Annotated in this window: 25 protein-coding genes and 2 pseudogenes; 21 read left to right on the top strand and 6 right to left on the bottom strand. The window is 73.2% G+C overall.

The features are described from left to right. Positions 1 to 146: 146 nt before the first annotated feature. From ACFQ9Z_RS24030 to ACFQ9Z_RS23990, 9 genes and pseudogenes are all read left to right on the top strand, one after another. Positions 147 to 1,604 (top strand): menaquinone biosynthesis decarboxylase, encoded by a 1,458-nt coding sequence (locus ACFQ9Z_RS24030; RefSeq protein WP_383022263.1) that lies wholly within the window; start codon positions 147 to 149, stop codon positions 1,602 to 1,604. Continuing rightward, positions 1,601 to 2,503 (top strand): menaquinone biosynthesis prenyltransferase MqnP, encoded by a 903-nt coding sequence (gene mqnP / locus ACFQ9Z_RS24025; protein WP_383022260.1) that lies wholly within the window; start codon positions 1,601 to 1,603, stop codon positions 2,501 to 2,503. Before ACFQ9Z_RS24030 ends, mqnP begins: the two co-directional genes overlap by 4 nt. Before the next feature lie 69 nt (positions 2,504 to 2,572). Beyond that, positions 2,573 to 3,247 (top strand): UbiX family flavin prenyltransferase, encoded by a 675-nt coding sequence (locus ACFQ9Z_RS24020; RefSeq protein ID WP_383022258.1) that lies wholly within the window; start codon positions 2,573 to 2,575, stop codon positions 3,245 to 3,247. Between the two features lie 61 nt (positions 3,248 to 3,308). Beyond that, complete coding sequence (locus ACFQ9Z_RS24015) at positions 3,309 to 3,764, top strand: Lrp/AsnC family transcriptional regulator (RefSeq protein WP_250401914.1); 456 nt, start codon at positions 3,309 to 3,311, stop codon at positions 3,762 to 3,764. Positions 3,765 to 3,802: 38 nt separating this feature from the next. After that, a complete protein-coding gene (gene mqnE, locus ACFQ9Z_RS24010; protein WP_383022254.1) occupies positions 3,803 to 4,966 on the top strand; it encodes an aminofutalosine synthase MqnE in 1,164 nt (387 codons plus the stop codon). Between the two features lie 172 nt (positions 4,967 to 5,138). Continuing rightward, a pseudogene (locus ACFQ9Z_RS24005) lies at positions 5,139 to 5,326 on the top strand (uracil-DNA glycosylase); the annotation flags it as partial. 21 nt (positions 5,327 to 5,347) lie between these two features. After that, positions 5,348 to 5,872, top strand: coding sequence for a GNAT family N-acetyltransferase (locus ACFQ9Z_RS24000; protein ID WP_383022251.1), 525 nt, complete (start codon positions 5,348 to 5,350; stop codon positions 5,870 to 5,872). A gap of 98 nt (positions 5,873 to 5,970) precedes the next feature. Then, positions 5,971 to 6,270 (top strand): DUF4229 domain-containing protein, encoded by a 300-nt coding sequence (locus ACFQ9Z_RS23995; RefSeq protein ID WP_383022248.1) that lies wholly within the window; start codon positions 5,971 to 5,973, stop codon positions 6,268 to 6,270. A 58-nt stretch (positions 6,271 to 6,328) separates the two neighbouring features. Further along, a complete protein-coding gene (locus tag ACFQ9Z_RS23990) occupies positions 6,329 to 6,982 on the top strand; it encodes a TetR/AcrR family transcriptional regulator (RefSeq protein ID WP_383022246.1) in 654 nt (217 codons plus the stop codon). Between the two features lie 21 nt (positions 6,983 to 7,003). Here the strand turns inward: ACFQ9Z_RS23990 and ACFQ9Z_RS23985 are convergent, their stop codons facing one another. Then, the gene (locus ACFQ9Z_RS23985) at positions 7,004 to 7,879 is read right to left on the bottom strand and encodes a MaoC family dehydratase (RefSeq protein WP_383022244.1); all 876 of its coding nucleotides are present in this window, start codon (positions 7,877 to 7,879) and stop codon (positions 7,004 to 7,006) included. Position 7,880: 1 nt separating this feature from the next. Next, the gene (locus ACFQ9Z_RS23980) at positions 7,881 to 9,182 is read right to left on the bottom strand and encodes a 3-oxoacyl-ACP reductase (protein WP_383022242.1); all 1,302 of its coding nucleotides are present in this window, start codon (positions 9,180 to 9,182) and stop codon (positions 7,881 to 7,883) included. A gap of 91 nt (positions 9,183 to 9,273) precedes the next feature. Between ACFQ9Z_RS23980 and ACFQ9Z_RS23975 the strand changes: the two genes are divergently transcribed. The 5 genes from ACFQ9Z_RS23975 to ACFQ9Z_RS23955 all read left to right on the top strand — a co-directional run bounded on the left by ACFQ9Z_RS23975 (position 9,274) and on the right by ACFQ9Z_RS23955 (position 18,040). Next, positions 9,274 to 10,572 (top strand): acetyl-CoA C-acetyltransferase, encoded by a 1,299-nt coding sequence (locus tag ACFQ9Z_RS23975; RefSeq protein ID WP_383022240.1) that lies wholly within the window; start codon positions 9,274 to 9,276, stop codon positions 10,570 to 10,572. 352 nt (positions 10,573 to 10,924) lie between these two features. Continuing rightward, positions 10,925 to 12,868, top strand: coding sequence for an AMP-dependent synthetase/ligase (locus tag ACFQ9Z_RS23970; RefSeq protein WP_383022238.1), 1,944 nt, complete (start codon positions 10,925 to 10,927; stop codon positions 12,866 to 12,868). Between the two features lie 264 nt (positions 12,869 to 13,132). Next, complete coding sequence (locus tag ACFQ9Z_RS23965; protein ID WP_383022235.1) at positions 13,133 to 13,969, top strand: hypothetical protein; 837 nt, start codon at positions 13,133 to 13,135, stop codon at positions 13,967 to 13,969. An 87-nt stretch (positions 13,970 to 14,056) separates the two neighbouring features. Then, positions 14,057 to 14,848 carry a BTAD domain-containing putative transcriptional regulator gene (locus tag ACFQ9Z_RS23960; RefSeq protein ID WP_383022233.1) on the top strand — a complete coding sequence of 264 codons (792 nt, stop codon included), beginning with the start codon at positions 14,057 to 14,059 and terminating at the stop codon, positions 14,846 to 14,848. 144 nt (positions 14,849 to 14,992) lie between these two features. Further along, on the top strand, positions 14,993 to 18,040 hold the full coding sequence (locus ACFQ9Z_RS23955; protein WP_383022231.1) for a BTAD domain-containing putative transcriptional regulator: 3,048 nt from the start codon (positions 14,993 to 14,995) through the stop codon (positions 18,038 to 18,040). 129 nt (positions 18,041 to 18,169) lie between these two features. Here ACFQ9Z_RS23955 and ACFQ9Z_RS23950 read toward each other — a convergent pair whose 3' ends face one another. Both ACFQ9Z_RS23950 and ACFQ9Z_RS23945 read right to left on the bottom strand, forming a co-directional pair. Beyond that, the gene (locus ACFQ9Z_RS23950) at positions 18,170 to 18,370 is read right to left on the bottom strand and encodes a hypothetical protein (RefSeq protein ID WP_143628075.1); all 201 of its coding nucleotides are present in this window, start codon (positions 18,368 to 18,370) and stop codon (positions 18,170 to 18,172) included. A gap of 675 nt (positions 18,371 to 19,045) precedes the next feature. Continuing rightward, entirely contained in the window at positions 19,046 to 19,249 is a 204-nt protein-coding gene (locus ACFQ9Z_RS23945) for a cold-shock protein (RefSeq protein WP_003992177.1), read from the bottom strand. 286 nt (positions 19,250 to 19,535) lie between these two features. Here ACFQ9Z_RS23945 and ACFQ9Z_RS23940 point away from each other — a divergent pair, with 286 nt between their 5' ends. The 7 genes and pseudogenes from ACFQ9Z_RS23940 to ACFQ9Z_RS23910 all read left to right on the top strand — a co-directional run bounded on the left by ACFQ9Z_RS23940 (position 19,536) and on the right by ACFQ9Z_RS23910 (position 25,905). Further along, on the top strand, positions 19,536 to 20,384 hold the full coding sequence (locus ACFQ9Z_RS23940) for a menaquinone biosynthetic enzyme MqnA/MqnD family protein (protein WP_383022228.1): 849 nt from the start codon (positions 19,536 to 19,538) through the stop codon (positions 20,382 to 20,384). A gap of 71 nt (positions 20,385 to 20,455) precedes the next feature. Next, a complete protein-coding gene (locus tag ACFQ9Z_RS23935) occupies positions 20,456 to 22,255 on the top strand; it encodes a protein kinase (RefSeq protein WP_383022226.1) in 1,800 nt (599 codons plus the stop codon). A 33-nt stretch (positions 22,256 to 22,288) separates the two neighbouring features. After that, positions 22,289 to 23,149 (top strand): prepilin peptidase, encoded by an 861-nt coding sequence (locus ACFQ9Z_RS23930; RefSeq protein WP_383022223.1) that lies wholly within the window; start codon positions 22,289 to 22,291, stop codon positions 23,147 to 23,149. A gap of 71 nt (positions 23,150 to 23,220) precedes the next feature. Beyond that, positions 23,221 to 24,420: a cyclic dehypoxanthinyl futalosine synthase gene (gene mqnC, locus ACFQ9Z_RS23925; protein ID WP_383022221.1), complete on the top strand. Its 1,200-nt coding sequence runs from the start codon at positions 23,221 to 23,223 to the stop codon at positions 24,418 to 24,420. Positions 24,421 to 24,427: 7 nt separating this feature from the next. Then, positions 24,428 to 25,027 carry a hypothetical protein gene (locus tag ACFQ9Z_RS23920; protein ID WP_383022219.1) on the top strand — a complete coding sequence of 200 codons (600 nt, stop codon included), beginning with the start codon at positions 24,428 to 24,430 and terminating at the stop codon, positions 25,025 to 25,027. Between the two features lie 18 nt (positions 25,028 to 25,045). After that, positions 25,046 to 25,213 (top strand): annotated as a pseudogene (locus ACFQ9Z_RS23915) (acyltransferase); the annotation flags it as partial. After that, positions 25,210 to 25,905, top strand: a complete 696-nt coding sequence (locus ACFQ9Z_RS23910; RefSeq protein ID WP_383022217.1) for a demethylmenaquinone methyltransferase — start codon at positions 25,210 to 25,212, stop codon at positions 25,903 to 25,905. The pseudogene ACFQ9Z_RS23915 and the gene ACFQ9Z_RS23910, both read left to right, overlap by 4 nt. Before the next feature lie 27 nt (positions 25,906 to 25,932). Here ACFQ9Z_RS23910 and ACFQ9Z_RS23905 read toward each other — a convergent pair whose 3' ends face one another. Both ACFQ9Z_RS23905 and ACFQ9Z_RS23900 read right to left on the bottom strand, forming a co-directional pair. After that, positions 25,933 to 26,268, bottom strand: coding sequence for a PASTA domain-containing protein (locus ACFQ9Z_RS23905; RefSeq protein WP_383022214.1), 336 nt, complete (start codon positions 26,266 to 26,268; stop codon positions 25,933 to 25,935). A gap of 92 nt (positions 26,269 to 26,360) precedes the next feature. After that, positions 26,361 to 26,867: a GNAT family N-acetyltransferase gene (locus ACFQ9Z_RS23900; RefSeq protein ID WP_143628061.1), complete on the bottom strand. Its 507-nt coding sequence runs from the start codon at positions 26,865 to 26,867 to the stop codon at positions 26,361 to 26,363. Between the last annotated feature and the right edge of the window lie 44 nt (positions 26,868 to 26,911).

Below are 26,911 nucleotides of genomic sequence, written 5' to 3'. Positions count from 1 at the left end.
CGATCTCCCGAAGGTGTGGGACGGCCCCGGTGACGGCCCCAGGCTATCGGGTGACGGCCGCGCCGGTACCGGGACCGGCTCCCCGGACCCCCGGCCGGACAGGGGCGGGCGCGGGACGCAGCGGTACGTCGGCGATACTTGGGCGCATGGCTTACGACGATCTTCGCTCCCTGCTCAGGGCGCTGGAGCGCGAGGGAGACCTCAAGCGCATCAAGGCCGAGGTCGACCCGTACCTGGAGGTCGGGGAGATCGTCGACCGGGTCCAGAAGTCGGGCGGCCCGGCGCTGCTGTTCGAGAACGTGAAGGGCTCGGCGATGCCCCTCGCGATGAACGTCTTCGGCACCGACCGGCGGCTGCTGAAGGCGCTCGGCCTGAAGTCGTACGGCGAGATCTCGGAGAAGATCGGCGGCCTGCTGCGGCCCGAGCTGCCGCACGGGTTCGTGGGCGTGCGCGAGGCGTTCGGCAAGCTCGGCGCGATGGCGCACGTGCCGCCGAAGAAGGTCAAGCCGGACAACGCGCCCGTGCAGGAGGTCGTGCTGCACGGCGACGAGGTGGACCTCGACCGGCTCCCGGCGCTGTTCACCTGGCCCGAGGACGGCGGCTCCTTCTTCAACCTGGGCCTGACCCACACCAGGGACCCCGAGACCGGCGTCCGCAACCTCGGCCTGTACCGGCTGCAGCGGCACGACAAGCGCACCATCGGCATGCACTGGCAGATCCACAAGGACAGCCGGAACCACTACCAGGTGGCGGCCCGGCGCGGCGAACGGCTGCCCGTCGCCATCGCCTTCGGCTGCCCGCCCGCCGTGACCTACGCCTCCACCGCCCCGCTCCCCGGTGACATCGACGAGTACCTCTTCGCGGGGTTCGTCGCGGGCAAGCGGATCGAGATGGTCGACTGCAAGACGGTCCCGCTCCAGGTCCCGGCGAACGCCGAGGTCGTGCTGGAGGGCTGGCTGGAACCCGGCGAGATGCTGCCCGAGGGCCCCTTCGGCGACCACACCGGCTTCTACACCCCGCAGGAACCCTTCCCCGCGCTGACCATCGACTGCGTGACGATGCGCAGGCGGCCGCTGCTGCAGTCGATCGTGGTCGGCAGGCCGCCCACCGAGGACGGCCCCCTCGGCCGCGCCACGGAACGCTTCTTCCTGCCGCTGCTGAAGATCATCGTCCCGGACATCGTGGACTACCACCTGCCCGAGGCCGGCGGCTTCCACAACTGCGCGATCGTCTCGATCGACAAGAAGTACCCCAAGCACGCGCAGAAGGTGATGCACGCGGTCTGGGGGGCGCACATGATGTCCCTGACCAAGCTGATCGTGGTCGTGGACGCCGACTGCGACGTGCACGACCTGCACGAGGTCGCCTGGCGCGCCCTCGGCAACACGGACTACGCCCGCGACCTCACGGTCGTCGAGGGCCCCGTCGACCACCTGGACCACGCCTCCTACCAGCAGTTCTGGGGCGGCAAGGCGGGCATCGACGCCACGCGCAAGTGGCCCGAGGAGGGCTACACCCGTGACGGCGGCTGGCCGGAGATGGTCCTGTCGGACCCGGATACGGCGGCCCTGGTGGACCGCCGCTGGAAGGAGTACGGCCTGTGAGCAGCGCCTCCGCGGCACTTCCGCGGCCGGGACGCACCAAGGCGTTCCTGCGCCTGGTGATGATCGAGCACTCGGTCTTCGCGCTCCCCTTCGCCTACATCGCCGCCCTCACCGCGATGTTCCAGCTCGACCGGAACATCCACTGGGTCCGGCTGCTGCTCGTCACCATCTGCATGGTGGGCCTGCGCACGTTCGCGATGGCGGTCAACCGGATCATCGACCGCGAGATCGACGCCCGCAATCCGCGCACGGCCCACCGCGAACTGGTCACCGGTGCGATGTCGGTGCGGCACGCCTGGACCGGCGCGCTGGTCGCGCTCGTGGTCTTCCTGGGCGCGGCGGCGCTGCTGAACCCGCTGTGCCTGGCCCTGGCGCCCATCGCCGTGATCCCGATGGTGGTCTACCCGTACGGCAAGCGGTTCACGAACTTCCCGCAGGCCATCCTGGGCCTGGCCCAGGCGATGGGCCCGGTCGGCGGCTGGCTGGCGATCACCGGCGAGTGGTCCTGGAACGCGGTGATCCTCGGTCTCGCCGTCGGCGTCTGGATCGGCGGCTTCGACCTGATCTACGCCTGCCAGGACGTCGAGACCGACCGCGCGATCGGCGTCAGGTCGGTGCCGGCCCGCTTCGGCGTCCCGGCCGCCATCTGGGGCGCCCGCGCCTGTCACACCGTCACCACGGCGCTGTTCGTCTGGTACGCCCTCGCCACCGGCGCAGGCGCCTTCTTCTGGCTGGGCCTGATCGTCGTGGCCGGCGCCTTCGGTTACGAGCACACCATCGTCCGCCCGCACGACCTGTCCCGCCTGAACAGGGCGTTCTTCAGCGTCAACGGTTTCATCGGCATCGCCCTGTTCGTGTGCGCGCTGCTGGACCTGCTGGTGCGGGGCCTGACGGTCTGAGCACCGGCCGGCGCCGCGGTCGGGCCGACCCGCCCTGAAGGCGGTTCGGTCCGCCGGTACGCTCAAGGTGTGAACGCAGGAGAATCGCAGCGCGCGCCTTGGATCGTGGGGGTGTCCGGAGCTTCCGGGACGCCGTATGCGGCAGCCGTGCTGCGGGGGCTGCTGGACGCCGGCGAGGCGGTCGACCTGGTGGTCAGCCGCGCCTCGCGGCTGACGCTGCTGGACGAGACGGGGATCTCGTTCCGGGACGCGCACTGGCGGGAGGACCTGGGGGAGTGGCTGGCCCGCGGGGCCGACGGCAAGCCCGGGACGTTCGAGGCGGACGTCAGCGGGGTGCGGTACTGGGGCGCGGGGGACCTCGCGGCGGGACCCTCCTCCGGCTCGTACCCGGCCCGCGGCATGCTGATCGTCCCGGCGTCCACCGCCTGTGTCGCCGGGGTCGCCCTCGGCCTCTCCAAGGACCTGCTGCAGCGCGCCGCGAGCGTCACACTGAAGGAGCGCCGGCCGCTCGTCGTGGCCGTGCGGGAGACCCCCCTGAACGGCCAGACCCTGCGGCACCTCGTGGCGCTGGACGACGCGGGCGCGAGCGTGGTGCCGGCCTCGCCCGCCTTCTACGCGGGCGCCACCCACATCCAGGACCTGGTGGACTTCGTCGCCGGCCGGGTGCTGGACGCGGCGGGCGTCGGGCACGGCCTGTACCGGCGCTGGAAGGGCGAGCTGGGCGGCGGCACGGCGGGCCGGTAGCGGAGCAAGTCGCAGTACCTCTCAACACTTCGGGAACTCTTCAGCGGAAGGCTTCGATCGCATGGACGCGGTGGACAGGCAGCTCATCCAGGCCCTGAGGGAGAACGGCCGGGCCTCCTACGCGGAGCTGGGGCGCCTCGTCGGCCTGTCGGGACCCAGCGTCACCGACCGCATCAACCGGCTGGAGGCGGCCGGTGTCATCACCGGGTACCGCGCCACCGTGGACTCGGCCTCCCTCGGCCTCGGCGTGATCGCGCTGATCGGCATCTCGCTGTCCGACGCCGCCGACCACGAGGACGTGGCGCAGCGGCTGCGGGACCTGCCCGAGATCGAGGACTGCTGGTTCATCGCCGGCGACGACTCGTTCATGCTCAAGGTGCGCTCCACGGACGTGGACGGGCTGGAGAGGACGATCCGGCGGCTGAGCGGCACCAAGGGCGTCTCCCGGACCCGGACCACGGTCGTGCTGTCCACGAAGTGGGAGAACCGGGTCGGGGAGCTGCCCGAAGAGGTCTAGGGATACCGTTGGTCGGGCTGTCGGAGAAAGGTGTTGGCATGGACGTCGGGCTCAAGCGCGAGCTGGAGGAGAAGGTCCGCTCCGGTGAGCGGCTGACCCGTGAGGACGGCATCGCGCTGTACGAGTCGGACGATCTGGCCTGGCTCGGCGGTCTCGCCCACGAGGTACGCACCCGCAAGAACGGTGACGTGGTCCACTTCAACGTCAACCGGCACCTCAACATGACCAACGTGTGCACGGCCTCCTGCGCCTACTGCTCCTTCCAGCGCAAGCCGGGGGAGAAGGACGCGTACACGATGCGCATCGAGGAGGCGGTCAAGCTCGCCAAGGCGATGGAGTCGGAGAACCTCACCGAGCTGCACATCGTCAACGGCCTGCACCCCAACCTGCCGTGGCGGTACTACCCGCGGTCGCTGCGGGAGCTGAAGGCCGCGCTGCCGGACGTGTCGCTGAAGGCGTTCACGGCCACGGAGATCCACCACTTCGAGACCATCTCCGGGCTCAGCGCCTCCGAGATCCTCGACGAGCTGATCGACGCCGGCCTGGAGTCCCTGACCGGCGGCGGCGCCGAGATCTTCGACTGGGAGGTCCGGCAGCACATCGTGGACCACCGCACCCACTGGGAGGACTGGTCCCGCATCCACCGGCTGGCGCACGAGAAGGGCCTGAAGACCCCGTGCACCATGCTCTACGGACACATCGAGGAGCCCCGGCACCGCGTCGACCACGTGCTGCGGCTGCGTGAACTGCAGGACGAGACCGGCGGGTTCCAGGTCTTCATCCCGCTGCGCTACCAGCACGACTTCGTGGACATGAAGGACGGCAAGGTCCGCAACCGGCTCCAGGCGCGCACCCAGATGGCGACCGGCGCGGAGGCGCTGAAGACGTTCGCCGTCTCCCGGCTGCTGTTCGACAACGTCCCGCACGTGAAGGTGTTCTGGGTGATGCACGGCGTGCAGACCGCCCAGCTCGCCCTCCAGCACGGCGCCGACGACATGGACGGCTCGGTGGTGGAGTACAAGATCACCCATGACGCCGACAACTACGGCACCCCGAACAAGCTGACCCGCGAGGACCTGCTCGACCTGATCCGGGACGCCGGCTTCCGCCCGGTGGAGCGCAACACCCGCTACGAGATCATCCGCGAGTACGACGGCCCGGACCCGCTGCGCCGTGAGTCCCCGCAGCCGATGCGGGTCTGAGCCACCTCCGGCCCCCGGGGTACCCGGGGGCCATGAGCGGGAGCGGCACCGGCCCCGAGGACCGGTACACCGCCGCCCCCTTCGTCACGGAGCCGGGCTCGACGCGCTGCGCCGGGCCGCCGCCGGCTGCCACGGCCGCCCCCCCCCGCACCGGGACGCCACCCGGACCGTCTTCGGCTCGTCGTTCCGGGTGGGCGAGGCGCGCGGGACCGTGCTGGAGCGGGAGAGCCACGGGCGGCCGGAACGGCTGCTCCCGACGGTGCATCCGTCGTCGGTCTGCGGGCGCGGGGCCAGGACCGCGAGACGGCGGTGTACGCGGGTCTGGTGGCCGACCTGGAAATCGCCGCCCGAGTCCCCTGAAGTAATAGATACGCTGGCCCTATGCCCCTTACCTTCACGCTCGATCCCGCGATCACCCCCGCTCTCCACGAGGGTCTGCTCACCCTGTGGGCGGATGTGACGAACGCGGGCGGAGCCGTCGGGTTCGTGGCCCCGGTGACGCGGGACGACATACGCCCGGCGCTGGTGAAGCAGCTCGCGGCGCTGAGCGGCGGTGGCATGCGGCTGCTCGTCGGGCACGACGAGGCGGGCGAGGTCGCGGCCACCGCCTTCGTCTCCTTCAACACGCACCGGCTGCAGACCCACTGGGTCTGGCTGTACACCGTGATGGTCCATCCCCGGCACCAGGGCAAGGGGTACGGCCGCGACCTGATGGCGGCCGCCGAGGCAGCGGTCCGCGGCTTCGCGGGCATCGACGCGATCCGGCTCGGCTGCCGGAGCGGCCACGGCCTGGAGCACTTCTACGCCGCCTGCGGCTACAAGGAGGTCGGCCGGGTGCCCGGCGCCATCCGCGTCGCCCCCGACGACCACCGCGACGATGTCACCATGCTGCTGCCGCTCACCTGACGCCGAGACCCGCCGGGAGAGCCGGCCGCCGGACGTGCTTCACTGGACGGTGTTCCTCATGGGATTTCGGACCGTACGACACGGAAGAGTGGATTGAGATGCTCCGCTACTCGCTGATGCGCCTCGGCGTCTTCGCCGGCTGCCTCGTGGTCGTCTGGGGAGCCGTCTACTCCGGCATCTTCCCGCGCGGCTTCGGCGACTCCAACTTCCTGTGGGTGCTGCTGCTCGCGCTGGTGCTGTCGGCGCCGATCAGCTGGGTGGTGCTGCGCCGGGAGCGGGACCGGGCCTCGGTGCAGATCGTCAACAAGGTGGACCGGATGAAGGCCAACCTGGAGTCCAACCGCAGCCAGGAGGACCCGGCGGACGACAGCACCCGGACGCACAGCCAGGCCTCCTGAAGTCCCGACCGCCGCTTCCGGGCCGGACCGCTTCGGATGCCCAACTAGGCTTCTCCCCATGGGTGCCGTGAAGACCAAGCGGATGCCGCGTGCGGTGCGGGAGCAGCAGATGCTCGACGCCGCCGTACGGATCTTCGGCCGGCGCGGGTACATGGCCGCGTCGATGGACGAGATCGCCGAACTGGCGGGCGTGTCCAAGCCGTTGGTGTATCTCTATCTGAACTCCAAGGAAGACCTCTTCACCGCGTGCATCCGCCGCGAGGCCGCGGCGCTGTCCGACGCCGTCCGCACCGGGGTGCGCGGTGACCTGCCCGCCGACCGCCGGTTGTGGGACGGGCTCCAGGCGTTCTTCGCGCACACCGCCGAGCATCCGGACGGCTGGGCCGTGCTGCACCTCCAGGCCCGCACCCACGGGGAGATGTTCGCCGCCGAGGTCGCCGCGATGCGTGAGGAGATCGTCGCGTTCGTGACCCGGCTGATCGCCGTCGCGGCCCGCGAGGCCCACCGTGACCCGGACCTCGCCGAGCGCGAGGTCGCCGGGCTGGCCGAGGCCCTGGTCGGCGCCGCCGAGTCCCTGGCCGCCTGGGCGAACGCCACCCCGGGCACCACGGCACGCCAGGCGGCGGCCACCCTGATGAACTTCGCCTGGGCGGGCCTGGGCAACCTGATGCAGGGGCGGCCCTGGTGCCCGCCGCGGTTGGAGGAGGACTGAGGACCCGGCCCCGCCGAGGCCCTACGGCGCCAGTGGCCCTACCTCGCCGGTCAGGTGCAGCCGGTCCCCGGCCCCGCGCAGCTCGAACCGGCCGGCGCCGTCCGTGCCGTAGGACACGGTGCCGGGCAGCAGCACCGGCGCGCGGAACCGGGCCTCGACCCGGGCCGCCTCGGGCGTGCCGTGGGCGGCCAGACAGCGGGCCACCGTCCACATGCCGTGCGCGATGGCGCGCGGGAAGCCGAAGAGGCCGGCGGTCAGCGGGTGCAGGTGGATGGGGTTGCGGTCACCGGATGCGGCGCCGTACCGGCGGCCGAGGTCGTCGGCCAGCCGCCACCGGCCCGCCACCGCGAGCGGCGGCCGCGGTTCCTCGCGCTCCGCGCCCGGCCCGCGCTCCTCGGGCGCGCCGCCGGTCCGGTGCCGGGCGAGGTAGGTGCTGCGCGACTCCCACACGGCGTCCCCGCCGGCCCGCAGCTCGGTGACCACCGTGGCCTCGGTGCCGCGCCGGTGCGGGGTCAGCCCCGCGATGCGCACGGCGAGTTCGTACTCCCCGGTGGCCGGCAGGCCGGTGCGCCGGACGATTCCGATCGAGGTGTGCACCAGGCCGAGCAGCGGCAGCGGGAAGTCCCGCCCGCTCATCAGCCGCATGGCCAGCGGGAAGCCGAGGACGTGCGGGTAGGTGACGGGCAGGGCGTCCGCCTCGCCGGCGGCGCCGGGGGCGAAGCCGCACACCCGCTCGTAGGCGGCCAGCCGGGCGAGGTCGACGCGCAGGCCGGGCAGGACCAGGCGGGCGCGCGGGAAGTCCGCCTCCGGGGACGGGCGCTTGAAGGGCGAGCGCAGGGCGCCGCGGGCCAGCAGCGGGACCAGCGCGGGGGCGGCGGACAGGGTGACGGTGGTCATCTCAGGCTCCCAGCAGGCTCTGGCCGCACACGCGGACGACCTGGCCGTTGACCGCGCCGGAGGCCGGGTGGGCGAGCCAGGCGGTGGTCTCGGCGACGTCGGCCGGCAGGCCTCCTTGCGCGAGGGAGTTCATCCGGCGGCCGGCCTCCCGGATCAACAGCGGGATGGCGGCCGTCATCCGGGTCTCGATGAACCCGGGCGCGACGGCGTTCACGGTCACCCCGTGCTCGGCGAGCGCGCGCGGCGCGAGGGACCGTACGAGCCCCACGACGCCCGCCTTGCTCGCGCCGTAGTTGGTCTGGCCCGCGTTGCCCGCGAGCCCGGCGATGGAGGCGGTGGCCACGATCCGGCCGCCGGAGCGCAGCGCGCCCTTGGCGAGCAGGGCGTCCGTGGTGCGCAGCACGCTGCCCAGGTTCACCTCCAGCACGGTGCTCCAGCGGTCCGCGGGCATGTTGACCAGGCGCCGGTCCCGGGTGATGCCCGCGTTGTGGATCAGGGCGTCCAGCCCGTCGGGGAGGGCGCCGGCGATGCGCTCGCCCGCGTCGTCGGCGGTGATGTCGAGGGCGAGTGCGGTGCCGCCGAGCCGCTCGGCGACCCGGCGGGCGTCCGCCTCGGCGGCGGGCACGTCGAGCACGACGACATGGGCGCCGTCCCGGGCCAGCGTCCCGGCGACGGCCTCGCCGATCCCGCGCGCGGCGCCGGTGACCAGCGCGGTGCGCCCGGCGAGCGGCTTCGTCCAGTCGGCCGGTGCGGTGGCCGGTCCGGCGCCGACCTCGACCACCTGGCCGCTGACGTAGGCCGACCTGGGCGAGAGCAGGAAGCGCAGGGTGGACTCGGCGGCGGCCGCGTCGGTCAGCCGGACCAGGTTGACCGTCCTGCCCCGGCCGATCTCCTTGCCCAGCGAGCGGGTGAGTCCCTCAAGGGCCTGCTGGGCGGCGGCCTGGTGGTGGTCGGCGGGGTCGAGCGGGGCGCCCAGGACCAGGACCCGGCCGCTCGTCGCGACGGAGCGCACGACGGGACGCAGGGCCGCGTGCACCTCGGCGAGCGAGCCGACGTCGCGTACGCCGGTGGCGTCCAGGACGACGGCGGCCGGGTCCCGGTCGCCGTCGGTGAGGCCGGTGCGGGCGAGCACGGGGGCCAGGTCCAGGACGGAGGACCCCGCCGTCAGATGCAGCAGCGGGCCGTCCAGCGAGGGGTGTTCGGCGGACCAGCGGCGCAGCTCGGTCGGCTGGGGCAGGCCCAGGCGCCGGGTCAGGAAACGGCCCGGTGCCGTGCCGGTGAAGCTCAGGTAGCGGTCGGCCATGTCCAACTCCCGTGCGACTCGGTCGAAGTTTCTTACTCTGGAGTAAAGTTACCGGAGGTAAGCCTATGTCACGGCTGAGGAGCAGGTCGAGATGAGTCCCCTCGCAACCCCGTCCGAGCGGCCCCTGGTGCGGCGCGTCGCGGTGATCGGCGGCGCCCGCCTGCCGTTCGCCCGCTCCGACGGCCCCTACGCCACCGTCTCCAGCCGGCGGATGCTCACCGCGGCCCTCGACGGCCTGGTCGAGCGGTACGGCCTCGAAGGGCCGGGCGCCGTCGGCGAGTTCGTGGCCGGCGCCGTCCTCAAGCACAGCCGGGACTTCAACCTGGCCCGGGAGACCGTGCTCGGATCCCGGCTGGACCCGCGCACCCCCGCCTACGACATCCAGCAGGCCTGCGGCACCGGACTCCAGGCCGTCATCGCCGCCGCCAACAAGATCGCCCTCGGCCAGAGCGAGTCGGCGGTCGCGGGCGGCGCCGACACCGCGAGCGACGCGCCCCTCGGCGTCAACGACGGGCTGCGCCGCATCCTGCTGGAGGCCCGCCGGGCGAGGAGCGCGGGCGCCCGGCTGAAGGCCCTCGCCCGCATCAGGCCCGGGCACCTGATTCCCGACATCCCGCGCAACGCCGAACCCCGCACCGGCCTCTCGATGGGCGAACACGCGGCGGTGACCGCACGCGCCTGGGGCATCACCAGGCAGGCACAGGACGAACTGGCCGCCACCAGTCACCGGCGGCTGGCGGCGGCGTACGACCGGGGCTTCTTCGACGACCTGGTCGTCCCCTTCCACGGCCTGGACCGCGACCAGAACCTGCGTCCCGGCTCCACAGCCGAGCAACTGGCCGCGCTGAAGCCGGTGTTCGGCCTGCAGGACCCCGGCCCCACCATGACCGCCGGCAACTCGACCCCGCTCACCGACGGCGCGGCCCTCGTCCTGCTGGCGAGCGAGGAGTGGGCCCGGGCACGCGGGCTCGAACCGCTCGCCTACCTCACCGCGTACGAGACGGCCGCCGTCGACTTCCCGCACGGTGACGTGGCGGACGGCGAGGACGGCCTGCTGATGGCCCCGGCCCACGCGGTGCCGCGCCTGCTGGAGCGCACCGGGCTCGGCCTGGGCGACTTCGACCTGATCGAGGTCCACGAGGCCTTCGCCTCCCAGGTGCTGGCCACGCTCGCTGCCTGGGAGAAACGAGGGCTGCCGGCGGTGGACCGGGACCGGCTGAACGTGGCCGGATCGTCGCTGGCCACCGGTCATCCGTTCGCGGCGACCGGGGCGCGGATCGTCGCCACCCTGGCGAAGCTGCTCGCGGAGCGGGAGGGGCCCGGCAGGGGCCTGATCTCCGTCTGCGCGGCGGGCGGCCAGGGCGTGACCGCGATCCTGGAGCGCCCGTGAGCGCGTGAGTCCGTGAGTGCGCGGGTCCGTGAGCCCGTGAGTGGGGGTCCGTGGGCTCGTCAGAGGGGGTCGGTGGGCCCGTGTGATCGCCGGCCGCGGGCCGTGACCGGCGCGAGACGGCGGGTGTGACGCGGCGAACATGAACGCCTCTCACATGATCTTCGAGGTTGCACACCCCCGTCCCCGGATCATCCCGGAATCCGCACAACCCCCCCACCGCCGACCCGTACGATCGCCAGCCTGACCACCGGTAACCCCTTACAGCGGACCGCCGCCGGTGAACGCCTCGCCGCCCGAGGCACGTACGTCAGGCAGCAAGCAGTTCTCCGCTGCACGCCCGAGGAGCCGCCCCGTGTCCACCCCGTACCCGAGCGCCCCGGTCTCCTCCGGCGCCCCCGTCCAGGCCACCGACTACGACGGCCTGCCGGTCCTGGTGGCACCCGAGACCCGGCGGCTGGACGGCGCCGTACGGGAGGCGTACGTCCCGCCGTTCGCGCCGCCGGTGCGGCACGGATCGCTCGCCGACCTGCCGTTCGACAACGCCGAGGCCGACCCCGGCGCCGTCGTGCTCAGCCGCCGGGCGGCGGGCGGCGGCTGGGCGGACGTGACGGCGGAACGGTTCGCCGCGCAGGTGCTCGCCGTGGCCAAGGGCCTGATCGCCGAGGGGCTCATGCCCGGCGACCGGATCGCCGTGATGGCCCGGACCACGTACGAGTGGACACTGCTCGACTTCGCCGCCTGGGCGGCCGGCCTGGTCACAGTCCCCGTCTACCCCACCTCCTCCGTCTTCCAGACCCGCTGGATCCTGCACGACTCCGGCGCGGTCGCCCTGGTCACCGAGAACACCGCCCAGGCCGCCGCGATGGGCCCCGAGCTCGAGCGGCTGCCGGACCTCGGGCACGTGTGGGTGATGGAGCAGGGGCACGTGGACCGGCTGGCGGAGGCGGGCGGCCAGGTGCCGGACGGCGAAGTGGCCGTGCGCCGGGGCATGCTCGGCCCCGACACGCTCGCCACGCTCATCTACACCTCGGGCACCACCGGGCGCCCCAAGGGCTGCGCCCTCTCGCACGGCAACTTCTTCGCCGAGGTCGACAACGCCATCGAACTGCTCCGCCCGGTCTTCCGGGCGGGGTCGGCCGAGGAGGCGTCGGTGCTGCTCTTCCTGCCGATGTCCCACGTCTTCGGGCGGATGGTGGCGATCGCCTGCGTACGCGCCCGGGTCAGGCTCGGCCACGTACCGAGCCTGAAGGCCGAGGACCTGCTGCCCGACCTCGCGGCCTTCCGGCCGACCTGCCTGCTGACCATCCCGTACATGCTGGAGAAGATCTTCAACTCCGCGCGGGCCAAGGCCGAGGAGGGCGGCCGGGCGGGCGCCTTCGACCGGGCGACCACGGTGGCCGTGCGGTACGGCGAGGCGCTGGAGGCCCGGCAGACCGGCGCCGGCAGCGGCCCCAACCGGGCCCTGCGCACGACCCGTTCCTTCTACGACCCGCTCGTCTACCGGCGCATCCGCAACGCCATGGGCGGCAGGGTCAGGTACGTCATCTGCGGCGGCTCACCGCTCGGCCGGCGGCTGGCCGCCTTCTACGCCGGCGCCGGAATCGAGGTCTTCGAGGGGTACGGCCTGACCGAGACCACCGGCGCCTCCACGGTCACCCCGCCGCTCAAGCCCCGGCTGGGCACGGTCGGCTGGCCGCTGCCCGGCACCCGGGTGCGGATCGCGGCGGACGGGGAGATCCTGCTCGCCGGCGACCACGTGCTGCGCGGCTACTGGGACCCGCAGGCCGGCGGGGTCGTCCCCGCCACCCGGGACGGCTGGCTGTACACCGGCGACATAGGCGAGCTGGACGACGAGGGCTACCTGACCATCACCGGCCGCAAGAAGGAACTGCTGATCACGGCCGGCGGCAAGTCGGTGGCCCCGGCGCCGCTGGAGAACTGGCTGCGCCAGCACCCGCTGATCTCCCAGGTCATGCTCGTCGGGGACGGGCGGCCCTACGTCGCCGCCCTCGTCACCCTCGACCCCGACGGCATCACCCACTGGCGCCAGATGATCGGCAGGCACCCGGTGCCGCCGGAACTCCTGGTCGGCGACGCCGAGCTGGAGGCCGTACTGCAGCGGGCCCTGGACGAGGCCAACCGGCTGGTGTCCCGCCCCGAGTCGATCCGCAGGTTCACCGTGCTGCCCGTGGACTTCACCGAGGAGGCCGGTCATCTGACGCCCTCGATGAAGCTGCGCAGGGAACGGATCATGCGGGACTTCGCCCGCGAGATCGAGGACCTCTACGCACGCTGACGCGTCCGGCGCGCCGGGCGGGGAAACAGCCTGACAGAGGTGCTGACCGGCTGCTCCGCCCATGCCGTGGATCCGCCCCCGGCAAGTGCCCGGGAACGGGTAGCGTACGAGAGGGGTTCCGTTGTGTCCGCGTTCCGTCAGCCCCCGCAGAAGCACGCGCTGCGGGCGCTCGCACCACCTCGGGAACCGGCCGGGACCGGATCGGTATCGGCCGCTCGTAGCCTGCCTTTCCACCCCCGCCTACTCCGTCCCCCGAGCAGAGGCATGAACGAAGACAACGACGTCCGCCGGATCTTCCTGCTGAACCCGGACCAGCGACTCGTGCGCCAGGCCGCGCACGCGGGAGTCCAAGTGCGCTCCATACGCGCCGACGCCACGGACGAGGAGGCGCTGCGCGCGCCCCTCGCCGAGGCCGCCGAGGCCGGGCTGTGCGTCAACCCGGCCCGTGCCCTGGTGGTGCTCTCCGACCCGGCCGCGGTGCAGCGCCTGGTCCGCGACAACCGGCTCTCGCCCGGCGGCACCGCGGTGGCCCCCGCAGACCTGCGGCTGACCGTGGAGACGCTGAGCGTGCACGGCATGCACCAGGCCGTCGCGATCGTCGCCCGCACGCCCTACGGCCTCCTCCATCCCGCCCCGCTGACGGCCGACACGGCCGCCGAGGTGCGCGCGGTGGTGACCGCGCTGCTGGACCTGACCGGGTACCAGTACGGCCCGGCCCACTCGAGCGTCGCCCTCACCCCGCGCGGCCCGGTGATCACCGGGTGCCGGGCCGGTCTGCCCGACGACCCGGTCCCGGAACTGGTCAAGGCGGCCGGCGGACTCGACCTGGCGGCCGGGGCGGTGGAGGTGCTGGCCGGTCGGCTGGTCGACACGGTGCGGCCGAACCGCTTCGCCGCCGCCGCGCTGATCGGCCCGCCGTGGCGGCTGCCGGAGGCGGAGGTGGGCGGCCTGCCGCACGTCCGCCACGTCTCGCCGCCCGACGCGCCGCACCCCGGCCACCTGGTGATCGGCGCCGACTCGCCCGACGTGGCGGCCCGGCGCATGGCCTCCCTGCGGGCGCTGGTCGTCGGGGACGACACCCGGCCGGGAACGGATCGGTAACGATCCGGTAGCTCCGCCCCGCACTGTTGATACGTCGCCGGAAGAAGGACGACGACGCCAGCGGCATCAACGGGAGGCGGAGTCAGGATGCTGAAGTTCTCGATCCTAGGTGCGCTGCAGGTCCGTACCGTGTCCGGCCCTGCTGAGATCTCCGGCGACCTGCAGCGCACCCTGGTGCAGACTCTGCTGATCAGCGAGGGCCAGCCGGTGTCGGGGGAGAGCCTGGTCGAGGAGATGTGGGGGGACGCCGTACCGGACAACCAGGCCAACGCCCTGCAGGCGCACATCAGCCGGCTGCGCCGCAAGCTGCGCGGCCTGGAACCGGGCCGGGCGGGCTCCCGGGTGACCATCCACCCCTCGGGCTACCGGCTCGTCGTGGAGGACGGGGAACTGGACGCCGCCGAGTTCGTCCGGGCCGTGCGGCACGCCGAGTCGTCCTGCGCCGACGCGGCCTACACCGCCCGGCTGCTCGGCGACGCCCTCGCGCTGTGGCGCGGCCCCGTCTTCGGCGGGTTCGCCTGCGGAACCCTCTGCCAGCTCGCGGGCGCCCGTTTCGAGGAGTACCGGATGCGGGCCATGGAACTGCGCTTCGACGCCGAGCTGAAGCTCGGCCGGCACGCGGCGGTCCTCGCCGAGCTGACCGAGGCGCACACCAACCACCCGCTGCGGGAGCGGTTCTGCGAGCAGCTCATGATCGCCCTCTACTGCTCGGGACGGCAGGCCGACGCGCTCGACGTCTTCCGCAGGATGCGCCGCCACCTCGACGACGAACTGGGCATCCAGCCGTCCCCCGCGCTGCGCCAGGTGGAGAGCGCCATCCTGTGCCACGACCCGGCATTGGCCGGCGATACCCGGTCCGTTCTCCTGCAGCTTGCCTGAACATGGCCTGGCTTTTGACGCATACCTAGGGATAACCCTTGTAACGTGAAGTCGTCTTCCGACGTGACAGGTTCGGGGTACAACCTAGGATTGGCCCGAACGTCAGGGGGCTGAGCGGTACGACGGGGCGGGGGGACGGGTTCAGTGGAGTCGGCGGCATCCGTTCTGCCTGTCGTACGCTTCAACATCCTGGGCTCGCTGGAAGGGTGGCACGGCGACCGGCGGCTGAGACTCGGCAGCCCCACGCAAGAACGGGTGCTCGTCACGCTGTTACTCGAGCCGGGGCGGATGGTGCCGATGCCCAGGCTGGTGACCGCCGCCTGGGACGACGAGCCGCCGCAGACCGCCGGCCACCAGATCCGCAAGGCCGTCGCCGCGCTGCGCACCCGTATCCCCGGCGGCTCGTCCCTGATCGTCACCGACGGCGCCGGATACCGGGCCGTGCTCGAGGAGGAGCAGCTCGACCTGCACGAGTTCGGCCGGCGCGCCCGTGAGGCGCGGCAGGCGGTGGCCGCGGGCCGGCCCGCCGAGGCGGTCGACCACCTGCGGGCCTGCCTGGACCTGTGGCGCGGCCCGGTCATGGCGGGCGCCGGCGGCCCGGTGATCTCCGCGGCCTCCGCCGCCCTCGAGGAACGGCACATGGCCGTCGCCGAGCAGTACTTCGAGCTGCAGCTCGAACTCGGCCAGTCCGGCGACCTGGTCGGGCCGCTGCGCGAGCTGGTCACCGCGCACCCGCTGCGGGAGACCCTGCGCGGCCGGCTGATGCTCGCCCTGTACCGGGCCGGGCGGCAGGCGGAGGCGCTGGAGGAGTTCGGCCGGATGCGCGAACTCCTCGTCGAGGAGCTGGGCATCGACCCGGGCGCCGAACTGACCCGGCTGTACGAGGCCATCCTGCGCGACAGCCCCGAGGTCGCCCCCCGGGTGCCGCAGTCGGTGGCCGACCGCGCCGCCCTGCTCGTACCGGCCCCGCCCGCCCAGCCGTCCGGGTCCGAGCCCGCGCCCTGCACCCTGCCGTACGACCTGCCGGACTTCACCGGCCGGGACGCCGAACTGGCCCGGCTGCTGGAGGTGGGCCGGGGTGCGGCCGGCGAGCGCGCCCGGATCGTCGGTGTGGACGGCATGGGCGGCAGCGGCAAGACCGCGCTCGCGGTGCACGCCGCCCACCAGCTCGCCGCCGACTACCCCGACGGCCAGCTCTTCGTCGACCTGCGCGGATTCAGCCCCGGCGAGAAGGCGCAGGAGCCGGGCGCGGTGCTGCACTCGCTGCTGCGCACCCTGGGCGTCGCGGACGACCGCATTCCCGATGACCTGGAGAGACGCACGGCCCTGTGGCGAAGCGTTTCCTCACAGCGCAAGCTGCTGATCCTGCTGGACAACGCCGCCGACGCCGCCCAGATCCGGCCACTGCTGCCCGCCTCCGAGGACTCCCTGGCCATCCTCACCGGCCGGGTGCGCATGCTCGACCTGGACGCCGCCGAGTGGCTCTCGCTCGGGCAGCTCTCCGCCGACGACAGCACCACCCTGCTCAACCGGATGCTCGGCGCCGAACGCACCGCCGCCGAACCCGACGCCGTCGCCCAGCTGGCCGACCTCTGCGGCGGCCTGCCACTCGCCCTGCGCATCACCACCGCCCGGCTGCGCAACCGGCCCCGCTGGACCGTCCGGTACCTGGTCGACCGGCTCGCCGACGAGACCCGGCGGCTGCGCGAACTGAGCGCCGGGGAACGCAGCGTCGAGGCCACGCTGCGGCTGTCGTACCAGGCGATGGAGGAGGACCAGCGGGTCGCGTTCCGGCTGCTCGGGCTGCATCCGGGCAGCACCATCGACGTCCACTCCGCCGCCGCGCTGCTCGGCGTCGGCGTCCACGACGCCGAGGACGCCCTCGAACTGCTGCTGGACGCCCACCTGCTGGAGCAGCACGAGGCCGGTCTGTACGGCTTCCACGACCTGGTGCGCACCTACGCGATGAGCGTGCGGGAGGCCGAGGACGACGAGGAGGCGGCGGTCGAGCGGCTGGTGTCGTACTACACGCTCGCCACCGACGTGGCCTGCGAGACGCTCTTCCCCGGCCGCAGCCGCTACGGCGACCCGCCCGCCTCCGGCGGCCCCGAGCTGCCCCGGCTGGACGGCGACGAGGGGGCGCTGCGCTGGTTCGACCGCGAGTACGACGCGCTGCTCGCGGTCGCCACCCAGGCGGGCACCCGGGGCCTGCACCGCTACGCCGCGCTGCTCGCCCGCAACCTGCTCTTCTACCTCGACCTGCGCGGCGACTACGAGGAGTACCGAGTGGTCGGCCGGATCGGCGTCGGCGCCTGCCGGCAACTCGACGACCCGGCGCTGCTCAGCATCAGCCTGGGCAACCTGGCCGTGGGGCACTGGTGGCTCGGCGACTTCCAGGACGGCATCACCACCGCCCAGGAGGCCCTGGAGCTGGCCGCCGCCGACGACCGCCGGGGCGAGGCGATGTGCATCGACGTCCTGGGCCTGCTGCACGGGGCGCTCGGCAACTTCGACGAGGCCCGCGCCTACCTGGTCCAGGGCATCGCGCTGCACCAGGAACTGGGCTCGGCCCGGATGGAGGCGCAGGCCCTGGACAACCTCAGCACGGTGGAGACCTGGTCGGGCCACTACGCCGAGGGCGCCCGGTACGCGGCCCGGGCCACCGAACTGAACCGGAGCCTGGGCGACCGCAGCAACGAGATCGCCTCGCTGACCTGGCTGGCCCTGGCCCACCTCGGCACCGACGAGGACGAGCGGGCCCGCGCCTGCCTCGCCCAGGCCCTCGAACTGTGCGACGAGTCCCGCAAGCCGGCCAACGTCGCCGTCGTCCTCGCCCACTGGGCGCAGGTCTGCCAGCGGCTCGGCGAGGTGCGCTCGGCCGCCGAACACGCCGAGCGGGCCCTGGAACTGGTCTCCGCCGAGGGCACGGCGCTGCGTCAGGCGTCCGTGGTCAACGTTGTCGCGCTGGTCCACCTGCGGCGCGGCGCGCCCGAGCGGGCGATGGAACTGCACCGCCACGCCTACGAACTGGCCTCCCGCCTCGGCTACCGCATCGAGATGGCCCGCGCCCTGCTGGGCCAGGCGGAAGCCGCCCGCGCACTGGGCGACGAGCCCACGGCCCACGCCCACCAGCAGGCCGCGGAGGCGCTCTACGACGCGATGGGCGTGACCCCGGAGGGCCGCCGCCTGTAGCCGGCACCGCCTGCGTGGGGCCGGGGCCGGCCGGATGCGGGAGGCCGTGGCATGTGAAACGGCACCGGCCGGGGTGGGGCCCGGCCGGTGCCGTTGGTCGCTGGAGGGTGCTGGGGTCAGCCCTGGGGGTCAGCCCTGGGCGAAGCCGGGGCCGTGTCCGTTGGCCAGAGCCGGGGCGTCGGCCTGGTGGAGCGTGAAGCCGGAGGCGACGCGCACCAGGGCGTCCTGTACACCGGTCGCCGGAACGGCCGCCGCGGTACCGAGTGCGAGAACACCGGCGCCGGTGAGTGCGGCCAGAACCGTCTTGGTACGCAGTGCGATGGTGCGCATGTCGTGACTCCCCCTGGGTAGACGGACCGTGATCCGGTCGCCGGGCTTCTCCCTGGCGCCGCAACCGATGCTCGGGGGAGCCGATCCCCATACCGTCCCAGCCGGTTACCGGCACAGGTCGCGCTCCCGGTACTCCCGGTTTCAACCGCTCCCAGGGCGCCTGAGTCACCCTCGAACATGCGTCGTGACCTGCGGGGACTTCTGGGCGAGGAGGGGGATCCGGGAGACCGATTCAGCGGGAACCGGCCGGGTGGACCCCCGTTTCCCGGGCAGCCGCGTCATGCGCTCGGGCCGGCGGCAGCGGCTCCCTCCCGGTCTGGAAGGCGAGCGGCATCCGCCCGCCGGCGAGCGAGCGCTCGAGCCGGCCGGCGCGGTAGGCGGCGACGGTGTCGTGGAAGGCGCGGGCGGGGGTGAGGAAGTCCCGGGCGCCCGTTGATGGCCGGGGCCGCAGCCGGGATCACCGCAGACGGGTGCGAATTGGCTTCCGGTGATTGACCGGCCGTCCTCGGCGTCCCCGGGGCACGGTCCGGCTCGCGGCGCACGCGCAACGGACGGACGCACCGGGAATTCGCCCGGAATTCACGAAAGGGGCGGCCCGGAAAAGGCAGGAGCCCCGTCGCCGTACGGCGTGGGGCTCCTTGGGTACTGCACTCAGGTTCTGCGATCAGGCAGTGATCAGACGGGGGTGACGTTCTCCGCCTGCGGACCCTTCGGGCCCTGCGTCACGTCGAAGCTCACCTGCTGGTTCTCCTCGAGCGAGCGGAAGCCGCTGGCGTTGATCGCGGAGTAGTGAACGAAGACGTCGGGGCCGCCGCCCTCCTGGGCGATGAAGCCAAAGCCCTTTTCGGCGTTGAACCACTTCACGGTTCCGGTAGCCATAAGCCCTCCTTGGGCTCAAAAGGGTTGCCCTGCTCCAGAACCTGCACGTGCGAAACGGTGCTGCACAACTGCATTCGTCTGAAAACGACGAGAGCCCGCGGTCACATGCTCCGCAGGCTCTGTACTGCAAGGGAAACCAAACTGCAACTTGCGGCGAGCCTAGCACGCGGGCAGCCGAAAGCAATAGAGGTCAAGATCACTTCACCCGAATGTTTGAACGTCCCCTCGGGTGGGTTGACGTGGGGCCGGTCTCAGCACCGTACCGCACGGGGTCTAGTCTCGCGATGTGGACAATTCTCGCACCCGGCCGCGCGTCGGCCACATCCAGTTCCTGAACTGCCTGCCCCTCTACTGGGGGCTCGCGAGAACCGGCACGCTCCTCGATTTCGAGCTGACGAAGGACACCCCCGAAAAGCTCAGCGAGCAGCTCGTGCGCGGCGACCTCGACATCGGGCCGGTCACCCTCGTGGAGTTCCTGCGCAACGCGGACGATCTGGTGGCCTTCCCGGACATCGCCGTCGGCTGCGACGGCCCGGTGATGTCCTGCGTGATCGTCTCGCAGGTACCGCTCGACCGGCTGAACGGCGCCCGGGTCGCCCTCGGTTCGACCTCGCGCACGTCGGTCAGGCTGGCCCAGCTCCTGCTGGCGGAACGCTTCGGCGTCCAGCCGGACTACTACACCTGCCCGCCCGACCTCAGCCTCATGATGCAGGAGGCGGACGCCGCCGTCCTGATCGGCGACGCCGCCCTGCGCGCCAACCTGATCGACGGCCCCCGCTTCGGCCTGGAGGTGCACGACCTGGGCGCGCTCTGGAAGGAGTGGACCGGGCTGCCGTTCGTCTTCGCGGTCTGGGCGGCCCGCCGGGACTACGCCGAGCGCGAGCCGTTCATCACCCGCAAGGTCCACGAGGCCTTCCTCTCCTCCCGCAACCTCTCGCTGGAGGAGGTAGGCAAGGTCGCCGAGCAGGCCGCCCGCTGGGAGTCCTTCGACGAGACGACCCTGGAGCAGTACTTCACCACCCTCGACTTCAGCTTCGGCGGGCCGCAGCTCGCGGCGGTCACGGAGTTCGCCCGCCGGGTCGGCCCGACGACCGGTTTCCCGGCGGACGTGAAGGTGGATCTGCTTCAGCCGTAGTCGCCACGGCACTACGCTGCGGGCAGTGAGGCGTTGCCGGGGGAAGGCGCTACGGGGGAGAGGTGCACGCCATGCAGCCGCTCGGAGCCGACGAACCGGCCGCCGTCGGGCCCTACCGGCTGCTCGGCCGGCTCGGATCCGGCGGCATGGGCCGGGTCTACCTGGGCCGCAGCACGGGCGGCCGCACGGTCGCGGTGAAGATCGTGCATCCGCACTTCGCGCTGGACGAGGAGTTCCGGGCCCGCTTCCGGCGGGAGGTGGAGGCCGCCCGCCGGGTCGGCGGCGTCTGGACCGCGCCCGTCCTGGACGCGGACCCGGAGGCCGCCGTGCCCTGGGTCGCCACCGCCTACGCGGCGGGCCCCTCCCTGGCCGCGGCCGTCACGGACGGCGGCCCGCTGCCCGCGCGCAGCGTACGGGCCCTCGGCGCGGGCCTCGCCGAGGCGCTCGCCGCCGTGCACGAACTGGGCCTGGTGCACCGGGACGTGAAGCCGTCCAACGTGCTGCTGACCCTGGACGGCCCGCTGCTCATCGACTTCGGCATCGCCCGGGCCACGGCGGGCACCGCGTCCCTGACGTCGACCGGCGTCTCCGTCGGCTCGCCCGGCTACATGTCCCCCGAGCAGATCCTCGGCAAGGGAGTCACCCAGGCGGCCGACGTCTTCTCCTTCGGCGCGGTGCTGGCCTACGCGGCGACCGGCGAGCCCCCGTTCCCGGGCGACTCCTCGGCCGCGCTGCTGTACAAGGTCGTCCACGAGGAACCGGAACTGGGTGGTCTGACCGGCGAGTTGCGCGAGGTGGCGGCCGCCTGCCTGGCGAAGGACCCGGCGGCCCGGCCGGTCCCCGCGGAACTGGCCCGCCGGCTCGCGCCCGAGGGCGCCGCCCGCCTGGTCGCCGGCGGCTGGCTGCCGGGCGCGCTGGTGGAGCAGGTCAGCCGGAGCGCGGTGAGCCTGCTCAACCTGGAGACGGCCGAGGCCGCTCCGTCCGGACCGGTGGGCTTCAGCAGCCCCTCGGTCGGCGGGACTCCGGACGCCGCCCGGCCCGCGCCCCGGCCGGACGGCACGGGGGCGTCCGATTCCGGCCGGGTTCCGTCCGCGGACCGCCCGGCGCCGCTCCCGGCCGGCTTCGGACCGCCCCCCACGATGACTCCGCCCCCGCCGCCCGGCGCTGCGCCGGCCGGGGCGCCGGGCGGCTTCCCGGAGGCTTCCGCCGCGCGGCACGGCGCCGGGGGCCCGGAGCCGGCCGCCACCGGGCCGCGCGACGCACCGCCGGCCCCCGGCCGGGTCACGGTGAGCGTGGCGGCGGCCTCCACACCCGGGGAGGAGGGGCGCGGACGCCGGGTGAGCTGCACCGTCGCACTGGCCGTGGCGGGCGCGACGGCCGCGGCGGCGATCGGGCTCGGGGCGCTGCTGCGGCCGTGGACCGGGAGCGAGGACGACTCGGCGGGCAGCGCACCGCACTCCTCCCGCTCGGCCGGCGCCCAGGCCTCCGAGGCGCCCGACGCGACCGGCGGCACGGCGCGCGCGGTCCCGGCCCGCTACCTGGGCACCTGGGAGGGCCAGGCCAGCGGGCTGGGCGGCAGCCTCCCGATGGGCACCTTCCGGCTCACCGTGCACAAGGCGGCTGTGGGCGGGGAACTGGGCCGGCTGCGGCAGACCGACCAGCTCGGCGGGGTCTGCACCGACATCCTCACCCTGAAGCAGGTGACGCCGTCCCGGATCGTGGCCACCTCCGTCGGCGTCCGGTCCAACCACGCCGGCTGCGACCCGGCGCCGCACCCCGTCGAGTTGACGCCGGTCGGCGACGACCTGCGTTACTCCGCGGAGAGCTCGGCCGAGGGCGATCCGGTGGCCCGGATGGCGAAGGTCGGCTGAGGCGAACGGCGCCGGCGCCGGGAGGGAGAGCGGATGAGTACCGCAGGGCCCAGTACGCAGGAACTGGTCCTCGCCGCCGCGCTGTGGGGCGCGGCGGCCGGAGCGCTGCTGCCCCGGGCCGCCTTCCGCCTCGCGGTCCCGGCCGGCGAGCCGTGGCGGGCACGGTGCGCGCGGGGGCACCCGATCCGCGGATGGCTCGGGCGGGCGCGATGCGGGCGGTGCCGGGTGGGAACGGAGCGGGAAAGGGGCGCGGCGCGGCCACCGGCGGAGGCGCCCGCACCGGCGGCGGAGGCCCAGGTCGCCGCACGGACGCGGGAGGCGACGGGGGCTCAGGAGACGGCGAGTGCGCCCTACTCACCCTCCACCGCGCTCCTCGCCACCGTCACCGCCCTCGCCTGCGCCGCCCTCGCCGCCGCCACCGGCACCCGGCCCGAGCTGGGCGTCTGGCTGCTGCTCACGCCGGTGTGGGTGCTGCTGGCCGCCGTGGACGTACGGGTGCAGCGGCTGCCCGACCCGCTGACCCTGCCGCTCGCGGCGGCCGGGCCCGGCCTGCTCGCCCTCGTCGCCCTGCTGCCGGAACACGCCGGTGACTGGCTCACCGCGCTGTACGGCACGCTCGCGCTCGGCGGCGGCTACCTCGTGCTGTTCCTCGTCAACCCGTCCGGCATGGGCTTCGGCGACGTGAAGCTCGCGCTCGGCATGGGCGCCGTGCTCGGCTGGTACGGCTGGCCGGTCCTGCTGCTCGGCGCCTTCGCCGGCTTCCTGCTCGGCGCGCTCTACGGCGGCGCGCTCTTCGTCGCCCGGCGAGCGGGCCGCGGGACGGCCATCCCGTTCGGGCCGTTCCTCATCGCCGGCGCCTTCGCCGGGCTGCTGATCGGCGCCTACGCGGCCTGACGGCGGGCGGCCGAAGCGGCTGGCGTAGGCTGGTCCGGTCCGTCCACAACCCTTGACGAAAGGGACCATCGGTGTCCGAGAAGGCCGACCTCCAGTCCGTCCTCGATCGTGCCGCCGCCGGTGGGCGGATCACCCCCGAGGAGGCTCTCGTCCTCTACCGCGACGCCCCGCTGCACGCGCTGGGCGCCGCCGCCGACGCCGTGCGCCGCCGCAAGTACGCGGGCATCGAGCACATCGCCACGTACATCATCGAGCGCAACATCAACTACACCAACGTGTGCGTCACGGCGTGCAGGTTCTGCGCCTTCTACGCGGCCCCCAAGGACACCGACAAGGGCTGGACCCGCGACCTCGACGACATCCTGCGCCGCTGCGCGGAGACCGTGGAGCTGGGCGGCACCCAGATCATGTTCCAGGGCGGCCACCACCCGGACTACGGCGTCGAGTACTACGAGAAGCACTTCAAGGCCATCAAGGACGCCTTCCCCCAGCTCGTGATCCACTCGCTGGGCGCCTCCGAGGTCGAGCACATGGCCCGGATCAGCGGTGTCCCGGTGGAGGAGGCCATCGCCCGGATCCACGAGGCGGGCCTGGACTCCTTCGCGGGCGCCGGCGCCGAACTCCTGCCCGAGCGGCCCCGCAAGGCCATCGCCCCGCTGAAGGAGAGCGGCGAGCGCTGGCTGGAGATCATGGAGATCGCGCACGGGCTGGGCGTGGAGTCGACGTCCACCATGCTCATGGGCACGGGTGAGACCAACGCCGAGCGCATCGAGCACCTGCGCATGATCCGCGACGTGCAGGACCGCACGGGCGGCTTCCGCGCCTTCATCCCGTACACCTACCAGCCGGAGAACAACCACCTGAAGGGCCGTACCCAGGCCACCCTGTTCGAGTACCTGCGGATGATCGCCATCGCCCGCGTCTTCCTGGACAACGTCCAGCACATCCAGGGCTCGTGGCTCACCACCGGCAAGGAGGTCGGCCAGCTGTCCCTGCACTACGGCGCGGACGACCTCGGCTCGATCATGCTGGAGGAGAACGTGGTCTCCTCCGCCGGCGCCAAGCACCGGTCCAACCGGCTCGAGATCATCGACCTCATCCGCAAGGCCGGCCGCGTCCCGGCGCAGCGCGCCACGACGTACGAGCACCTCGTCGTGCACGACGACCCGGCGAACGACCCGGTCGACGACCGCGTCGTCTCCCACATCTCCTCCACGGCGATCGCCGGCGGCACGGCCCACCCGGAACTGAAGCTGCTGGCGTCCAACTGACCGCGTCGTGCTGACACTTCACTTCGCCGAGCGGTCCCCGGAGGCCGCCGTCCTGATCGACGGGGCGCACGTCGTCGGTGTCGGCCCGTACCAGGAGCTGGCCGCCGCCGAGCCCCGGGCGCGGGTGCGGCGCTGGCCCGGCATCCTCACCCCGGGACTGCTGAACCCGTACGGTCCGGAGCTGCTGGAGGCCACCTACCACCCCGACCCGCGCGAGGCCGACGAGTTCGGCACCGAGCCCATCACCGGGGCGCGGGCGCGGGCGATCCTGAGCGCCGACCCCGCACGCCTCGGCGCGAGCGCGCGGCGCGGGGTGCAGCGGATGCTTGCCCACGGCACGGTGGCGGTGGCCGGGGAGCTGCGGTCGCGGGCCGCGCTCGACGCGGTGCGCAGGGCCGGGCTCGCGGTGGGGCAGCGGCCGGACCGTCTGCCGGGCCCGGCGTCGCTGTCCCCGGTCCCGCTCATCCTGCTGCCGGGACCGGTCGCGGGCGGTCCCGCCCGGCTCGCCGTGTTCGACGTCGCGGACCGCGCCGAACTGGTCCGCCGCGGCGCCGGGACCTGCGTGGCGACCGTGATCGGCGGGCGGCTGGTGTACCGCGGCCGCTGACCGGCCTCAGCCGGCGAACCGCTTCCCGAATGCTCCCTGCCGCCGGACAGCCAGTGGTTCCTGTTCGGCGTCGGCCGGGTCCTGATCGCCGTGTTCGCCCTGGCCTGCGGCTGGGTGGAGGACATGGCCGCGAAGAGGAAGCCGCGACTGATCCCGGGAGGGCGGGCTGCAACAATGGGCGGGTGACCCGCGCCTCCCTGAACAAGCAGCCGCACGAAGTCGCCTCGATGTTCGACGACGTGGCGGAACGGTACGACCTGACGAACGACGTGCTGTCGCTCGGCCAGGACCGGCGCTGGCGCAAGGAGGTGGCGAAGGCGGTCGACGCGCGCCCCGCGCAGAAGGTCCTCGACCTCGCGGCCGGCACGGCCACCTCCTCGCTGCCCTTCGCGCGCACGGGCGCGTACGTCGTCCCGTGCGACTTCTCCCTCGGGATGCTCCAGGTCGGCAAGAAGAAGCACACCTGGCTGCCGTTCACGGCGGGCGACGCGACCAGGCTGCCGTTCCGGGACGACACCTTCGACGCCGTGACGATCTCCTTCGGGCTGCGCAACGTGCAGGACACGGACGCGGCGCTGCGGGAGATGTACCGGGTGACCCGGCCCGGCGGACGCGTGGTGATCTGCGAGTTCTCGCACCCCACCTGGGCGCCCTTCAGGACCGTCTACACCGAGTACCTGATGCGCGCGCTGCCGCCGGTGGCCCGTTCGGTCTCCTCCAACCCCGACGCCTACGTCTACCTCGCCGAGTCCATCCGCGCCTGGCCCGACCAGCCCGGCCTCGCCGAGCGGCTGCAGAAGGCGGGCTGGTCGAAGGTGGCCTGGCGCAACCTCACCGGCGGCGTGGTCGCGCTGCACCGGGGCTTCAAGGAGAGCTGAGCCCCGCGGGCGCGCGCGACCGCCGCTTCACCGGTCGATCATCTCGAAGGCGTTCCCGGGCTCGCCCAGTTCGCGTCGCACTCCGCCCGCGGGCGGCCGCGGGACGCGCGGTTCGCGCACGCCTCCGCCGCCCTCGCCCGCACCGAAGTCGAACCACACGTACACCACGGAGTCCGGCGGCACCTCGGCGCCGGGCTGCGGATACTGGCGTACGACGTAGTCGACCACGGTGTGCCGGAAGTCCGGGCGGTCCGGCGCGTTGAGGAACAGCCCTCGGGCCTGGGCCGTTTCGCGCGCGTCCATGGCCATCAGGCCGACAAGACGGGGAACGCGCGCGTCGGGTGTATTGGGTGTTATACGCACAGATGTCACCCCCAGCGGTACTGGAAGGGTAACGCGGGCGCGGGTCACCCGGAAGTGACATGTGGCTTTCTGTGACACTTGGTTACTCTGCGTCACAGATCAAGTCGGTAGCAGTGCCCCCGTCGTGCCGAGGCCGGCGTCGTGAACGTCTCCGCGAGCCGCATGCCCAGGCGCCGGGTGACCGCGATGGAGCGCTCGTTGCGCGCGTCGACCATCGCCACCACCCGCGCCACCCCGGCCGCCCGCAGCCGGTCCAGCGTCTCCTCGGCGGCCGCCGTGGCGTACCCGCGCCCCCAGTGCGCCCGGCCCAGCCGCCAGCCGATCTCGATCTCGCCCTCGGGTCCCCACGCGTGCGGCCAGGGCTGCGCGCCGGTGAAGCCGACGACACCGCCCTCGTCGTCCAGCACCGACCACAGGCAGAACCCCCGCTCCGCGTCGTGCCTGCGCTGGCGCGCGGTCAGCTCCTCGTACACGGAGACCTCGGCGGACCGGCCCCCGTGGAACTCCATGACCTCCGGGTCGTCGAAGACCCGGTGCCAGGAGAACGCGTCCTCGTCGGTGGGCACACGCAGCCGTACAGCGGGGAGAGCTCGGTTCACGGGGCAGCCCTTCAGCCGGGTGATCAGTACTGCTGAATAGACTG

It is taken from the genome of Streptomyces sp. NPDC056580 (assembly GCF_042793175.1).
Lineage (GTDB): Bacteria > Actinomycetota > Actinomycetes > Streptomycetales > Streptomycetaceae > Streptomyces.
Note: the sequence above shows the minus strand (reverse complement) of the source record. Positions and strands in the feature narration are given on the sequence as shown.

Coding starts and splice junctions, on each gene's coding strand:
- ACFQ9Z_RS23995 (WP_383022248.1), top strand. CDS start 5,971: ATGCTCCGCTACTCGCTGATGCGCCTCGGCGTCTTCGCCGGCTGCCTC.
- ACFQ9Z_RS23935 (WP_383022226.1), top strand. CDS start 20,456: ATGCAGCCGCTCGGAGCCGACGAACCGGCCGCCGTCGGGCCCTACCGG.
- ACFQ9Z_RS23975 (WP_383022240.1), top strand. CDS start 9,274: ATGAGTCCCCTCGCAACCCCGTCCGAGCGGCCCCTGGTGCGGCGCGTC.
- ACFQ9Z_RS23990 (WP_383022246.1), top strand. CDS start 6,329: ATGGGTGCCGTGAAGACCAAGCGGATGCCGCGTGCGGTGCGGGAGCAG.
- mqnE (WP_383022254.1), top strand. CDS start 3,803: ATGGACGTCGGGCTCAAGCGCGAGCTGGAGGAGAAGGTCCGCTCCGGT.
- ACFQ9Z_RS23945 (WP_003992177.1), bottom strand. CDS start 19,249: ATGGCTACCGGAACCGTGAAGTGGTTCAACGCCGAAAAGGGCTTTGGC.
- ACFQ9Z_RS23930 (WP_383022223.1), top strand. CDS start 22,289: ATGAGTACCGCAGGGCCCAGTACGCAGGAACTGGTCCTCGCCGCCGCG.
- ACFQ9Z_RS23980 (WP_383022242.1), bottom strand. CDS start 9,182: ATGGCCGACCGCTACCTGAGCTTCACCGGCACGGCACCGGGCCGTTTC.
- ACFQ9Z_RS23960 (WP_383022233.1), top strand. CDS start 14,057: ATGCTGAAGTTCTCGATCCTAGGTGCGCTGCAGGTCCGTACCGTGTCC.
- ACFQ9Z_RS24000 (WP_383022251.1), top strand. CDS start 5,348: ATGCCCCTTACCTTCACGCTCGATCCCGCGATCACCCCCGCTCTCCAC.
- ACFQ9Z_RS23985 (WP_383022244.1), bottom strand. CDS start 7,879: ATGACCACCGTCACCCTGTCCGCCGCCCCCGCGCTGGTCCCGCTGCTG.
- ACFQ9Z_RS23965 (WP_383022235.1), top strand. CDS start 13,133: ATGAACGAAGACAACGACGTCCGCCGGATCTTCCTGCTGAACCCGGAC.
- ACFQ9Z_RS24030 (WP_383022263.1), top strand. CDS start 147: ATGGCTTACGACGATCTTCGCTCCCTGCTCAGGGCGCTGGAGCGCGAG.
- ACFQ9Z_RS24015 (WP_250401914.1), top strand. CDS start 3,309: ATGGACGCGGTGGACAGGCAGCTCATCCAGGCCCTGAGGGAGAACGGC.
- ACFQ9Z_RS23950 (WP_143628075.1), bottom strand. CDS start 18,370: ATGCGCACCATCGCACTGCGTACCAAGACGGTTCTGGCCGCACTCACC.